The organism is Sphingobium nicotianae, assembly GCF_018603885.1.
GTDB lineage: Bacteria > Pseudomonadota > Alphaproteobacteria > Sphingomonadales > Sphingomonadaceae > Sphingobium > Sphingobium nicotianae.
This window is the reverse complement of record NZ_JAHGAW010000002.1, coordinates 318,424-332,232: the sequence shown is the minus strand read 5'-3', so window position 1 is coordinate 332,232 and position 13,809 is coordinate 318,424. Positions and strand designations below refer to the sequence as shown.

The following is a 13,809-nucleotide window of genomic DNA, read 5'->3' as shown; positions in this document are numbered from 1 at the left end:
AACGAGCCGACAGGGACGCCGTGCCAATATTTCGTCGCCTGGAGCAACGGCTCACGGCAGATCCTGCCCGCGTCGTGGTCCGCCCTTTCCATCTGAGCTGGCAGGCCGCCGGGCTCGCCACCAGCCGCGCGGGCAGGCTGGTCAGCGACATATTGGACATGAACGACGCGGCGGTCGACCGCGCACTGGAAGCCGTTTTCCACGATTTCGAGGCCCGCCACTGGCAGATCGCCCGCGTGTTCGAGACGCGCTTCGAGCAGGTTGCAACTGATCTCAAGGTGGATTGCGCCCTGATCAGCGGGGCGAAGCGCCTCCTGATCGGTGCTTATTTCTGCCACGAATATAGCTATGCCGCCGCCGCGTTGATGAACCCCTCGATCGTGCCGCATCCCGACCAGTCGGGCTTGGACGCGGAGACGGTGCGCTTCGTCATGTCGCTGCGCGCGGTCGGCGAGGGGCATATCAGCTCCATCTCCTTCCGCGAGGGACTGGTCAGCGCGAGCGGCCGGTTCGACCTTGTGCGCGAGCCGCCGATCGCCACCGCCGCGATGGCGCAGCCGGGCGGGGGCGATTCCGATGGCGTGGTGATCGTCAATCGCGACCATGACAGCACCTTGTCCGGAACGGTGATCTTCCCGGTGACACCGGCTCAGGCCAATGGCCTCGAAGACCTGCGCCTCACGGCCTTCACCCATGATGACGGCGAGAAGGAATGGATCGGGACCTATACCGCCTATAGCGGGCAGGCGATCCACTCGGAGCTGATGCGCACGCATGATTTCCGCCGGTTCAGCCTGCAACCGATGGCGGGATCGGCCGCGGTCAACAAGGGCATGGCCTTGTTCCCGCGCAAGGTCGACGGGCGCTACATGATGATCGGACGGCAGGACGGGAAGAACCTTTTTCTGCTCGGCTCCGACGAGATGTGCGAATGGTCCGGCGGCGCGCGGATCATGGAGCCCAAATATCCCTGGGAGTTCATCCAGATCGGCAATTGCGGACCGCCGATCGAGCTGGACGAGGGGTGGTTGCTGCTCACGCACGGCGTCGGCCCGATGCGCAAATATGCCCTGGGCGCAGCCTTGCTGGACAAGAATGATCCCTCGATCGTGCTGGCGCGCACGCCTGACCCGCTGCTTTCCGCAGCCGATCATGAGCGCGAGGGCTATGTACCCAACGTGGTCTATACCTGTGGCGCCTTGCGGCTCGGCAAGACCCTGTTCCTGCCTTACGGGCTCGCCGACAGTTCGGTCGCCTTCGCGTTCGCGGACATCAGCGATGTGCTGGCGAAGATGGAATAGCCGCCAGAGCGATCATGCGATCCTCCGTCACGCTACCCCGAGCGCCGACGGCCTCGCCGATCAGCAGGACGGTGGGGTCATCCTGCCCGATCGTACGCACCAGGAATGACAAGGCGTCGAGGCGCCCGCGCAGCACGCGCTCGGTGGGAAGCGACACGTTGACCGCGACCATGACCGGTGTCGCCGGATCGCGCCCCGCCGCGATCAGCTCGCGTGCGATCGACGGCGCGGCAGCACGCCCCATATAGATGGCGAGCGTGCCCTTGGCTCTGGCCAGCGCATCCCAATCATGCACAAGCGCTTCCCCCGCCTTGGCATGGGCGGTGAGGAAGGTGAGCTGCCGCGCGGCACCGCGCAGGGTGAGCGAGGCGAGTCCGCTGGCCGCCGCGGCGCTGGCGGCGGTGATACCCGGGCAAATGCGGACCGGAATGCCATGCTCGGCGCAGGCGGTCAGTTCCTCCGCGACGCGCCCGAATACCGACGGATCGCCGCCCTTGAGGCGAACGACGCGACGACCGAGCGACGCCGCAGCGACGATCAGCCCGTCGATCGTGCTCTGATCCTTGCTGTGACGGCCGGACCGCTTGCCGACGCTCACCAGTTGCGCCTTGGGGGCGAGCGCCAATATCTCCTCGCCGACCAATGCGTCGTAGAAGACGATCTCGGCGGCGGCGAGCAGGCGCTCGGCCTTGCGGCTGAGCAGTTCGGGATCGCCGGGGCCGGCGCCGACGAGCCAGACGGTGCCGGGTGGGAAATCATCAGCCATGGGCTGCCTCCTTGCCTTCGGTTGCGAGCAGCCGGGCGAGCGCGGGGCGGCACGAGCCGCAATTGGTGCCCGCGCCCAGCGCCGCGCCGATCGCGGCGACATCGGCCAGTTGCTGATCGCGGATCGCCGCGACGATGGTGCGCACGCCGACATCGAAACAGACGCAGACGATCGCGCCGCGATCCTCCTGCGCGCCCGGCGCGCGGCCGGCGAGAACCTGCAGGCCCTGCGGCTGGCTGAGCTGCGAGATCAGCCAGTCGCGGCCCGGCAGCTCACCGGTGCGCGTGACGAAGAGCGCCGCGACCAGCCGCCCATCGCGCAGCACCGCGACGCGCCGCGTGCCGCGCGCCGGATCGTTCGCCTCGATGCGTTCGCCCCTGGGCAGAGCTGCATCGAGCGCCGCCGCGTCACCCAGCCCGGCCAATTCGAAAAGCGCGCCGCCGGGGACCGTCACGCGGGTGGCCCACAGGCAGTCCGGTGCCCCGGCCTCGCCATGGACGATCAGGAAGCCGTGCCAGTCGACGGTGACGGCCTCGATCCGCACCGGCGTCATCTTGAAACCGGGCTGCCCCGAATGCGGGTCGACGAGCGGGCGCGGCAGCAGGCCGGTACGCCCGCCGGTCGATTGCCGATCGGTCCAGTGGATCGGCGTGAACAGCTCGCCGCGCCGCTGGCCCGTGCTGTGCGCCACGCGGAACAGGCTCTCGCCCTGCGGGGTTGCCACGCGGGCGAGCTTGCCATCGGCAATGCCGAGCGCCGCCGCATCGTCGGGATGGATCTCGACCAGAGGCTCCTCGCGGTGGCGTGCCAGCCTGGGACTGAGGCCGGTGCGCGTCATCGTGTGCCACTGGTCGCGATAACGGCCGGTGTTGAGCGTCATCGGCCAGTCGGCAAGCGGGTCCTCGGCCTGACGCTGGGTCAGGTCGATCAGTCGCGCCTTGCCGTCCGGCGTCGAGAAGCGGCCATCGGCAAAGGGAGCGCCGCCCCACTGGAACGGCGCCATCGCATCATAGGCTTCATTGCCGATCGCGGCTCTGTCGCGCAGGTCGAGCAGCCGTGCGCCATCGTTGCGATAGGCGGTGAGACGCGCATGCTCGCGCCAGATCTCGGCCGGCCGGTCATAGCCGAAGGCGGTGCGCCAGCCCATGCGGCGGGCGACTTCCTTGATGATCCACCAGTCCGGTCTCGCTTCGCCCGGCAGCGGCAGGACGGCGCGCTGGCGGCTGACGGTGCGGTCCGAATTGGTGACCGTGCCGTCCTTCTCGCCCCAGCCGGCCGCGGGCAGGCGAACATGTGCGAAGCGGCCGGTGTCGGTATCCGCGATCACGTCCGACACGACGACGAACGGACAGGCGGCCAGCGCCTCGCGCACCCGGCCGGCGTCGGGCAGGGAGACGGCGGGATTGGTCGCCATGACCCAGACCGCCTTGATCCGCCCCTCGCCCATCGCGCGGAACAGGTCGACCGCCTTGAGGCCTGGCCTGGTCGCCATGCGCTCGGCCGCCCAGAAGCGGCCGACGTCCGCGACATCCTGCTCGCCGAAGCCGCGATGGGCCGCGAGCGTAGAAGCGAGCCCGCCGACTTCCCGCCCGCCCATGGCATTGGGCTGGCCGGTGATCGAGAACGGCGCGGCGCCCGGCTTGCCGATCCGGCCGGTGGCGAGATGGACATTGATGATCGCGTTCACCTGATCGGTGCCGCGGATCGACTGGTTGATGCCTTGGCTGAACAGGGTGACGGTGCGCGGCGTCGCGGCAAACAGCTCATAAAAGCGCTGCAGCTCGGCCGGCGGCACGTCACAGGTGCGCGCGACGCTCCACAAGTCATGATCGGTATGGAGAGCGTTCCAGAAGCCCGCAGGCACATCGACATGGTCGGCGAGATAAGCCTCATCGACCAGCCCCTCGCGCCGGCAATGGGCGAGCAGGCCGTTCATCAGGGCGACGTCGCTGCCGGGCCGCAGCGGCAGATGCAGGTCAGCTTCCTCGCAGGTCTCGGTGCGGCGCGGATCAATCACGACGAGCTTTGTGCCGCGCGCGGCGCGCGCCGCCATGATCCGCTGATAGACGATCGGATGGCACCAGGCGGTGTTGGAGCCGACCAGCACGATGAGATCGGCCTCGTCGAGATCGTCATAGCTTGCCGGCACGACATCCTCGCCGAACGCGCGCTGATGCCCGGCCACCGCGCTCGACATGCAGAGTCTTGAATTGGTGTCGATATTCGCCGAGCCGATGAAGCCCTTCATCAGCTTGTTGGCGACATAATAATCCTCGGTGAGCAGCTGGCCCGAGACATAGAAAGCGACGCTGTCCGGCCCGTGCCGCGCGATCGTCTCGCGGAAGCGCTTCGCCACTAGGTCGAGCGCCTTGTCCCAGTTCGCGCGGCGATTGCCGATCATCGGGTGGAGCAGCCGGCCTTCGAGGCCGACCGTCTCGCCCAGATGCGTGCCCTTGGAGCAGAGCCGGCCGGCATTGGCGGGATGATCCGGGTCGCCCTTGATCTCGACGGCGCGACCGCCGGTCGGCGTCGCGAGGATGCCGCAGCCGACACCACAATAGGCGCAAGTGGTGTGGATCGCATCCATTAACCCCTCTCCTTCAGGTTCAAACGAGGCACGTGACTCGTTTGAAGGGAAAGGGGTGGGGGCGATGCGCAGCATCGCTCGCGAAGCGACAAACTGCGGCGTTGCCGCCCCACCCCAACCCCTCCCCTGAAGGAGAGGGGCTTATGGTTGTTCACCCTCACGCCGCCGCCTTGAGCGTGCTCGCCCGGCAGATCAGCACGCGGCCGCCGTCGATCTTCACCGGAATAGTCGGCGTGCAGCCCTTGTCCTCGCCCTGCGCCTCGCCCGTCGCCAGCGCGATGCTCCAGTTGTGCAGCGGGCAGGCGACGCTGTGCCCATGGATGATGCCCTGGCTCAGCGGCCCGCCCTTGTGCGGGCAACGATTGACCAGGGCGAAGACCTTGTCGTCGCCGGTGCGGAAGACGGCGATCTCCTCGCCGCCATCGACCGGAACGGTGCGGCTGCCGCGCATCGGAATTTCGTTCAGCCAGCCAATGTCGAGCCACTCGCCGATCATGCCATTTCCTCCTGTCGGATGGGTTTGAACTGCGCCATGTGCGCATGCTGCTCGCGCTCGGCGCCGGCCGCGCGCTCGGACCAGGGATCGTTCTGGCTGAAGCTCTGCGAGAAGAGGAAACGCGAGCGCAGCGCCTCGCGGCCGACCTCGTCCTCGACGATGCGGGCACGGACATAGTCGATGCCGACCCGCTCGATCCAGGGCGCCGTGCGCTCCAGATAGCGGGCTTCCTCGCGGTAGAGCTGGATATAGGCCGCGCAATAATCCAGCGCTTCCTGCTCGGTCGCTACCTTGCACAGGAAGTCGGTGGCGCGGACCTTGATACCGCCATTGCCGCCGACGCTCAGCTCATAGCCCGAATCCACGCAGACCACACCAAAGTCCTTGATCGTCGCTTCCGCGCAATTGCGCGGACAGCCCGAGACGGCGATCTTGAACTTGTGAGGCATCCACGAGCCCCAGCTCATCTTCTCGAGCTTGACGCCGAGCCCGGTCGAATCCTGCGTGCCGAAGCGGCACCATTCCGATCCGACGCAAGTCTTCACCGTGCGCAGCGCCTTGCCATAGGCGTGGCCCGAGACCATGCCGGCGGCATTGAGATCGGCCCAGACGGCGGGCAGATCCTCCTTCCTGATCCCGAAAATATCGAGCCGTTGGCCGCCGGTCACCTTGACCATCGGCGCGTTATATTTCTCGACCACGTCGGCGATGGCGCGCAGCTCGCGCGGGTTGGTGAGGCCGCCCCACATGCGCGGCACGACCGAATAGGTGCCGTCCTTCTGGATGTTGGCGTGCAGCCGTTCGTTGACGAAGCGGCTCTGCTGGTCGTCCCGATATTCCCCGGGCCAGGCGCAGAGCAGATAATAATTGAGTGCGGGACGACAGGAGGAACAGCCATCCGGCGTCGACCAGCTCAGCTCCTGCATGATCTGCGGCATTTCCCGGAAGCCGCGCTCGACGATCGCCTTGCGGACATCGTCATGGCCAAAGCTGGTGCATTTGCACATCGTCTTGACGGCGCGCTCGCCAGAATAATCGTCGCCCAGGGTGAGCGCGAGCAGGCTCTCGACGAGGCCGGTGCAGGAGCCGCAGCTTGCCGACGCCTTACAGGTAGCGCGGACCGCGTCGAGCGTACCGGCGCCCGCTTCGATGCAGGCGATCACCTTGCCCTTGGAGACGCCGTTGCAGCCGCAAATCTCGGCGTCGTCCGAGAGCGCCGCAACGGCCGCCTTAGGGTCCGCCGCGCCTCCTCCCGAGGCGAAGGCCTGGCCGAAGATCAGCAGGTCGCGCAGATCGGCGACATTCTCGCCCTTGCGCAGCAGGTCGAAATACCAGCTTCCGTCAGACGTGTCGCCGAACAGGACGGCGCCCACGACGCGGTCATCCTGTAGGATCAGCCGCTTGTAGATGCCCCGGCTGGCGTCGCGCAGAACGATGTCCTCGCAGCCGCCGCCGGTGCCGGAAAAATCGCCCGCCGAGAAGACATCGAGCCCGGCGACCTTGAGCTTGGTCGAGGTGACCGAGCCGCGATAGGGATTGGCCTTGCCGACCAGACCGTCCGCCAGGCTGCGGCACATGTCCCACAGCGGCGCGACGAGACCATAGACATTGCCGTCATGCTCGACACACTCGCCGACCGCGAGGATAGCCGGGTCGCTCGTCACCATATGATCATCGACCTTGATGCCGCGGCCGACATCCAGCCCGGCCTCGCGCGCCAACGCGACGGAGGGGCGGATGCCGACGGCCATGACGACCAGGCTCGCGGGAATCTCGCGCCCGTCCTTGAGGCGGACGCCCTCGACCTTGCCGTCACCGAAAATCTCGGCGGTGTCGGCGCCGGTCAGGATCGTCTGCCCGCGCGCTTCGAGCGCGGTCTTGAGCAGCCATCCGGCCGCCTCGTCGAGCTGGCGCTCCATCAGCGTCGGCATGATGTGAAGCACTGTCACCTTCATGCCGCGCAGGGTCAGGCCGTGGGCGGCCTCGAGGCCGAGCAGGCCGCCGCCGATGACAACGGCGTCGCCACCGGCCTCCGCAGCCGCAACCATACAGTCGACATCCTTCATGTCGCGAAAGCTGATCACGCCGGGCAGATCCTTGCCCGGCACCGGGATGATGAAGGGATCGGACCCGGTGGCGATCAGCAGGCGATCATAACCCATCGTGCGACCCGAGCGGCTGGTGACGCTCCTGGCGGCGCGGTCGATCGCGGTGACGGGATCGTCGGTCACGAGTGTGATGTCGTTATCGGCATACCAGTCGGGGCCGTTGATCACGATCTCGTCGAACGTCTTCTCGCCGGCGAGCACCGGGGAGAGCATGATCCGGTTATAATTCACATGTGGCTCGGCGCCGAAAATGGTGACGCGGTAGCGGCCGGCGTCGCGCGCCAGCAGTTCCTCCACGGCGCGGCAGCCGGCCATGCCGTTGCCGACCACGACGAGATGCTCGCGCCGGTCGACGGAGCCGCGCTCCGACGCGTCCCCCGCGCTATCGCGGGATTGATAGTCCTGGAAGTCCATGTCCGTAGCTCCAAAACGAAAAAGGCCGCCATCCGGGCTCCGGTTCTGAAACCGAAACCTGGATGGCGACCTTGCCATCACGATGCGCCTTGGCGACCCGGCATCGGGCCATCGCGGCTATGAAAGAGTCGGGCAGCCTTGCCCTTCGCACTGCAACATGATCGGAAATGCTTGAGGGTGCAAGTGATTCTCTTGCTTTCAGATCCTCCCCGAGCGAGCTCGGGGAGGATCCCGGTTTAAATCCGGGCGCCGGTGCTCCAGTTGGCGCGCCACTTGGCCTTGACCAGAAGGATGCCGGCAAGCGCGAGGACCGCCAGTCCGGCGAAGATCAGGAAGCCCGAGGCGAAGCTGCCGGTGAACTGCTTGGCGAAGCCCAGCGACGAGGCGAGATAGAAGCCGCCGACGCCGCCGGCCATGCCGACCAGGCCGGTCATGATGCCGATCTCCGCCTGGAAACGCTGGGGCACGAGCTGGAAGACGGCGCCGTTGCCGGTGCCGAGGGCTAACATCGCGACAACGAACAGTGCTAACGCCGTGCCGATCGTCGGCGCCATGCTGACCCCGGCGAGCGCGACGGCCGCGACGATGAACACGATCGTCAGCGTCGCAATGCCGCCGATCCGATCGGCCAGCGCGCCGCCCATCGGCCGCACCAGCGAGCCGGCGAACACGCAGGCCGCCGTGCAATAGCCGGCGAGCACCGTGGTCAGGCCGAACTGATCGGTGAAATAGATGGTGAGCGAAGACGCCAGCCCCGAAAAGCCGCCGAACGTCACCGCATAGAAGGCCATCAGCCACCAGGCGTCGGCCGTCTTGAGCGGATGGAAATATTCGGTGAACTTCTTGGGCGCCGGCTGGTTAGGCGCATCCTTCGCCATGATCAGATAGGCGACCAGGACGATCGCGAGCGGAATGCAGGCAAGGCCCAGCACCGCGTTCCAGCCGAACAGCTTGGCGAGCGTCGGCGCGAACAGGGAGGCGAGCACCGTGCCCGAATTGCCCATGCCGGCAAGGCCCATCGCCTTGCCCTGATGCTCGGCGGGATACCAGCGGCTGGCCAGCGGCAGCGCGATGGCGAAGCTCGCCCCCGCGAAGCCGAGGATGACGCCGAGCGCCAGCGTGCCGCCGAAGCTGTTGACGCCCAGCAGCCAGGCCGAGAGCAGGCCGACGATCACGATGACCTGCCCGATCGCCCCGGAGAGCTTGGGGCCGATGCGATCGACCAGCAGGCCGTTGACGACGCGCAGAATGGCGCCCATGAGCGTCGGCGTGGCGACCATGAGGCCCTTCTCGGCCGGGGTCAGCGAGAGTGTCTTGGCGATCTCCGGCGCGAGCGGCCCGAGCAGCACCCAGACCATGAAGGCGAGATCGAAATAGAGAAAGGCAGCGATCAGCGTCGGCCGGTGGCCGGCGCGCCAGAAGCTGTTGGCGTCGGCGGTTTCGCCGGAAACGGCGCCTGAAATGTCCTTGACGATTGTTGCCATGTCACGTGCTCCCGAGGATGCGCGATGAAACGAAAAAACAAAAGCCGCTCGACGGACGTCCGCACGGTGGTGCGAAATCCGGTCAGCGGCTTTGCTGCGAAATTGTCTGATTAGGACGGCCCAGGCTCCGTCTGTGGAGCACGCTATCCTGATGGGCGCACATCTTTGCGCGTCGGAAACTTTATCTCGCGATTCGTTTCATGTTGCAAGGCACAAATTTGCAATCGCTCAGCGGCGGGGCGGGAAGCCGGCGACATACTCCTCGATCCGATCCGGATCGAAGGCGCGGCCATCGAAAAAACGATCCGGCCCGAGCGTGATCGACCCCTTCGGCGCGCCGATCGCCAATGGCGAGAGGAGCGCGCCTTCCACCTTCATGCTGGCGCCGGGCATCGGCGCATCGCTGTCCGCGAGCGCGCGGCGGTAAATGTCGGGGCGGAACACATCGGCGGCGCGCGCCTGCGCCTGCGCGCTGGGCTCGACCATGCCCCAGCGGACCAGCTGCGAGTAGATCCACAGCGCCTGGCTGCGCCACGGAAACGGCGTCGCGTCGCGCGCGAACAGGATGAAATCGGGCAGGTCGACCGGCGCCTCACCCTGCCGCACGACGATCCGCCCGGCGAGCGCGCGCTCGATCAGTTCGGCGGGCTGATCGACATAAGCCGGCTGCGCCAGCAATCCGGCCAGCTCGACGCGGTTCACCGGATCATCGCACCAGGCGGCTGCCCCGGCCATGGCCCGCAGCAAGCCATCGACGAGATCGGGATGTTGCTCCATCCAGTCGGTGCGGAAGGTCAACACCTTCTCGACGCCGCGCTGCCATAGGCGCTCGCCCGCCGCGACCGCCTCGGCGAGGCCGACCTCGACGGCCGCGCTGCCCCACGGCTCGCCGGCGGTGAAGCCGTCAATCTCGCCGGCGCGCATCGCCTCGACCATCAGCGAGGGCGGCAGCACGCGCAGGACGACGTCGCGATCCGGATCGATGCCAGCGCTCGCCAGCCAGTAGCGCAGGATCAGCGCATGGCTGGAGAAGCGATGCACCACGCCGATGACCGGCTTGCGATGGTGGAGGCCGATCGCATTGGCGAAGTCATGCGCGGTCGCCAGCGGATCATTGAGGCGCACAGCCGCGTCCCGCTCCAGCGCGGCGGCGAAATCGGGCGCCATGACGAGCTGGTTGCCGTTGACGTTGAGCTTGTAGGGCGCGGAGAGCGCGCAGGGCTGCTGGCTGAGGCCGAGTGTCACCGCCACGGCGAGCGGCGCCAACATATGGGCGGCCTGCACCTGCCCATAGACCAGCCGGTCGCGCAGTGTCGCCCAGCTTGTGTCGCGGACGAGATCGAGCGCGATGCCCTGCGCCTCGGCAAACCCCTTCTCGCGCGCGGCGATCAGCACGGCGGCATCGGTGAGCGCCAGGAAAGCGATGCGGATCGGCGTCACGATGTCCCTCCCAACAGATCGCTGGCGGTGATCAGCGCCGCAGCGACGTCGACCAGCTTCTTGCCCTGGTTCATGGCAGTGGTCCGCAGCAGCGCATAGGCGTCCGGCTCGGACAGGCCGCGCGAGCTCATCAGGATCGCCTTGGCCCGGTCGATGGTCTTGCGATCGGCGAGCTGGGTACGGGCCTCGTCCAGCTCCGCCTGCATGCGCGCGAAGGCGCTGAAGCGGCGGATGGCGAGATCGAGGATCGGCTTCACCCGCTCCTTGCGCAGGCCGTCGACGACATAGGCGGATACGCCGGCATCGATCGCCGCGCCGATCATATTGTCGTCCGACTGGTCGACGAACATGGCGATCGGCTTGGCGAGCGCGCGGCTGACGACCAGCATTTCCTCCAGCGTGTCGCGGCTCGGATTGCCCAGATCCATCAGCACGACATCGGGCGCCATGCGCTCCAGGCGAGCGACGAACGCGCCGCGCGGCGGCACCACGTGGATGTCCTCATAGCCCGCATCGCGCAGACCCTCCTCGAGGACCGTCGCCCGCGCACCGCTGTCGTCGATGATGACGATTCGCACCCAAATCCCCTTCGCACGTGCAACATGAATGCATCTCGCGCGATGGAACGTCAAACGGCTTGCCGGAATCCGAGCCCGCTCCCACGCCGGGGGCAAGGCGCCCCGTCATCGCCCGGTGAAAATTTTCCCTTGTGCACTGAAGGCTTTAACCGAAGCAGGCGCGGCCAGCCGGCAGGGCCAATTTTGTCGCTAGGGCGTCTCCAGTTTCCCCGCGATCCAGCGCTCGATGACCGCAGCGCAGGCATCACTGTTGCGCTCCAGCATCAGGGCATGGCCATTGCCGAGCACGCCTTGATCCTCCAGCCGCACATGCTCGACATCGGCGCCGGCCTGGCGCAGCACATCGACGGTGCCGTGATTGTCGGCCGCCATCCAGCTCGCCTGCGCCGTTACCACTACAATCGGATAGCCTTGCAGGTTGGGCAATGCCCGCGCTGGTTCGGCCTGCACCCGACAGGCCTTGAGATCGGCACCGGGCGCGGGACGCTCGACTGAAGACAGCGCCTCGCCCTGTGCCAGCGGCGGATCGAAGGTCAAAGGCGCGGCGGTGAGGCCATAAGGCAAGGTGGTCGGGTCCGCCGACATACCGGTGAACGGCGGGCCGAACGGCTCGACCGCGACCAACGCCTTGACGAGGTGCGGGCGCGCATCCGCGATCATCCAGCCGCAAGGGCCGGCGGCCGAGTGGGTCATCAGGATCGCCGGGCCGATCTTGTCGAGCGCCTCGGCCCCTGCTTTTTGTGCGGCGAGATGACTGGCGGCCATGTCCTTCTGCGCCGGCCCGGTGCCGGCGATGAAAGCTTCCAGCAGGGGATCCTCGACGGTGCCCGGGCCTGGCCATTGATTGTGCAGACGCGCCTGCGGATAGGCCTCCGGCCGGGCGCCGGGATTGGTGAAGAGCGCGCTCAACAGCTCGAACGTGCCGGGCGGCGTCATCTCGCCAAGCGCATCGGGATGGAAGGGTGCGCGGCCGTGGCCGGGGCGGTCCATCACATAGACGGCATAGCCCTGCCGCACGAAATATTTGGCCCAGCCTTCCCGCCCGTCGGGCGTACCGAGATAGTCAAGCCCCTGCCCGCCCCCGCCATGCAGCATGAGGATCGGCCACGGCCTGGTCAGAGCGGAGGGGATGAAATATTCGACATAGGCCTGGCCGGCGACGATCGTGCCGCCGGGCGTCGCCTTGCGTTCGATCCCGGTCCAGAAGGAGCCGTGCGCGGCGAGATTGAGCGGCTCTCCGGCGGCATGAAGGTCGCCGGGTTTCAAACTGCGCATCACTTGGCCTCTCTCCTTGCTCTGATTGGCTACCTTGCTACAGATTTCGCAGGCGGCGCGCGACTGTTTCGACGCACTGCCAGGGAGAGAGAATGATGGAGGATGTCGGAGAGGTGCTGATCGTCGGCGCCGGGCCAGTCGGCGTGTTCAGCGCGCTGGCGCTCGCGCAGACGGGGGTCAAGGTTACGCTGATCGAGGCGGGCGCGCAGATCATGGATTCGCCGCGCAACGCGGTGGTGATGCCCTCGACCATCCTGGTTTTTCAGGAGCTGGGCATCCTGCCAGAGATCGAGGCGCTCGCCGTTCCCTGCACCACGCTCGGCCTGCATGTGCCGGGCTTCCGCGAATCCTTCACCCTGCACTATCCCGAGATGTTCGGCTGGCCGATCGACCGGCAGCTTCATGTCGGCCAGCATCTCTTCACCGGCATCGGCCTGGAGCATGCGCGCCGCGCGGGCGTGGACGTGCGGTTTGGCACCGCGCTGACCGGCTTCAGCCAGACCGACGATCATGTGGTGGCGGAGGTGGAGACGGCGAACGGGCGCGAGCAATTACGCGCCAAATGGCTGATCGGCGCCGATGGCGGGCGCAGCGCGGTGCGCAATGCGATGAACGTCACGTTCGACGGCTTCACCTGGAGCAACCGCTTCGTTGCTACCAACATCTATTGCGACTTCGCCTCCTATGGGTACGGCCCGGCCAACTTCATCTGCGATCCGGTCTATGGCGGCGTGATCGCCCTGCTCAGCAAGGACGGCCTCTGGCGCGTCACCTATCAGGAAGATGCGGCGCTGCCGGCGGAGACCTTCCTGGAGCGCCTGCCCGAGCGCTTCGACCATATCCTGCCGAAGGCCGCCGCCTACACGATCGACACGGCGAGCCCCTATGCCCTCAACCAGCGCGCCGCCAGCAGCTTGCGCGAGGGCCGGGTGCTGCTCGCCGGCGATGCGGCGCATGTCACCAATCCCAATGGCGGCATGGGGCTCACGGGTGGCATCTGGGACGCCATGATCCTCTCGGACGTGCTGGGCGCGGTGGCGCGGGGCGAGGAGAGCGAGGTGATCCTCGATGCTTACTCCCGCGAGCGGCTGCGCATCTTCTGGGAGATCGCCTCGGCGAGCGCGGTCGAGAACAAGAAGATGCAGGAGCGCAGCGACCCGGCCGAGCGGCAGGCCGACCTGGAAGGCTTCCGCGCGCTGGCGACCGATCCGGAGCTGAGCAAGGCGACCTTCGCCTATCCCTTCCGGCTGATCGGCGACACGCTGCGCGAGACATCACGCTGGCGCACGATCGACCCGACCGGCGGCGCGATCATCGGCAGCTCGCATTCGCAGCTGTCGACTGGTCAGCGCTGAGAGGC

10 protein-coding genes are annotated in these 13,809 nt (G+C 67.1%); 2 read left to right on the top strand and 8 right to left on the bottom strand.

The features are described 5' to 3' along the window. Positions 1 to 20 precede the first annotated feature (20 nt). Positions 21 to 1,301, top strand: a complete 1,281-nt coding sequence (locus KK488_RS04285) for a glycoside hydrolase family 130 protein (RefSeq protein WP_432653835.1) — start codon at positions 21 to 23, stop codon at positions 1,299 to 1,301. Here KK488_RS04285 and cobA read toward each other — a convergent pair. From cobA to KK488_RS04245, 8 genes are all read right to left on the bottom strand, one after another. Further along, positions 1,273 to 2,067: a uroporphyrinogen-III C-methyltransferase gene (gene cobA / locus KK488_RS04280; protein ID WP_214621886.1), complete on the bottom strand. Its 795-nt coding sequence runs from the start codon at positions 2,065 to 2,067 to the stop codon at positions 1,273 to 1,275. The two genes, KK488_RS04285 and cobA, sit on opposite strands and share 29 nt — an antisense overlap. After that, positions 2,060 to 4,654 (bottom strand): nitrate reductase, encoded by a 2,595-nt coding sequence (locus KK488_RS04275; protein ID WP_214621885.1) that lies wholly within the window; start codon positions 4,652 to 4,654, stop codon positions 2,060 to 2,062. The genes cobA and KK488_RS04275 overlap by 8 nt, the downstream gene beginning before the upstream one ends. 157 nt (positions 4,655 to 4,811) lie before the next feature. Continuing rightward, positions 4,812 to 5,150, bottom strand: a complete 339-nt coding sequence (nirD, locus tag KK488_RS04270; protein WP_214621884.1) for a nitrite reductase small subunit NirD — start codon at positions 5,148 to 5,150, stop codon at positions 4,812 to 4,814. After that, a complete protein-coding gene (gene nirB / locus KK488_RS04265) occupies positions 5,147 to 7,672 on the bottom strand; it encodes a nitrite reductase large subunit NirB (RefSeq protein WP_214621883.1) in 2,526 nt (841 codons plus the stop codon). Before nirB ends, nirD begins: the two co-directional genes overlap by 4 nt. Before the next feature lie 236 nt (positions 7,673 to 7,908). Further along, complete coding sequence (locus tag KK488_RS04260) at positions 7,909 to 9,156, bottom strand: nitrate/nitrite transporter (protein ID WP_214621882.1); 1,248 nt, start codon at positions 9,154 to 9,156, stop codon at positions 7,909 to 7,911. Positions 9,157 to 9,384: 228 nt separating this feature from the next. Then, entirely contained in the window at positions 9,385 to 10,599 is a 1,215-nt protein-coding gene (locus tag KK488_RS04255) for a CmpA/NrtA family ABC transporter substrate-binding protein (RefSeq protein WP_214621957.1), read from the bottom strand. Beyond that, entirely contained in the window at positions 10,593 to 11,174 is a 582-nt protein-coding gene (locus tag KK488_RS04250) for an ANTAR domain-containing response regulator (protein ID WP_214621881.1), read from the bottom strand. Before KK488_RS04250 ends, KK488_RS04255 begins: the two co-directional genes overlap by 7 nt. Before the next feature lie 189 nt (positions 11,175 to 11,363). Further along, a complete protein-coding gene (locus KK488_RS04245) occupies positions 11,364 to 12,449 on the bottom strand; it encodes an alpha/beta hydrolase (protein ID WP_250890082.1) in 1,086 nt (361 codons plus the stop codon). Between the two features lie 92 nt (positions 12,450 to 12,541). Between KK488_RS04245 and KK488_RS04240 the strand changes: the two genes are divergently transcribed. Next, a complete protein-coding gene (locus tag KK488_RS04240) occupies positions 12,542 to 13,804 on the top strand; it encodes an FAD-dependent oxidoreductase (RefSeq protein ID WP_214621879.1) in 1,263 nt (420 codons plus the stop codon). The last annotated feature ends 5 nt before the right edge of the window (positions 13,805 to 13,809 follow it).

What these genes read in the sequence shown, in the direction of transcription:
- nirB (WP_214621883.1), bottom strand. Translation starts at nt 7,672, where the DNA reads ATGGACTTCCAGGACTATCAATCCCGCGATAGCGCGGGGGACGCGTCG.
- nirD (WP_214621884.1), bottom strand. Translation starts at nt 5,150, where the DNA reads ATGATCGGCGAGTGGCTCGACATTGGCTGGCTGAACGAAATTCCGATG.
- KK488_RS04260 (WP_214621882.1), bottom strand. Translation starts at nt 9,156, where the DNA reads ATGGCAACAATCGTCAAGGACATTTCAGGCGCCGTTTCCGGCGAAACC.
- cobA (WP_214621886.1), bottom strand. Translation starts at nt 2,067, where the DNA reads ATGGCTGATGATTTCCCACCCGGCACCGTCTGGCTCGTCGGCGCCGGC.
- KK488_RS04240 (WP_214621879.1), top strand. Translation starts at nt 12,542, where the DNA reads ATGATGGAGGATGTCGGAGAGGTGCTGATCGTCGGCGCCGGGCCAGTC.
- KK488_RS04245 (WP_250890082.1), bottom strand. Translation starts at nt 12,449, where the DNA reads ATGCGCAGTTTGAAACCCGGCGACCTTCATGCCGCCGGAGAGCCGCTC.
- KK488_RS04275 (WP_214621885.1), bottom strand. Translation starts at nt 4,654, where the DNA reads ATGGATGCGATCCACACCACTTGCGCCTATTGTGGTGTCGGCTGCGGC.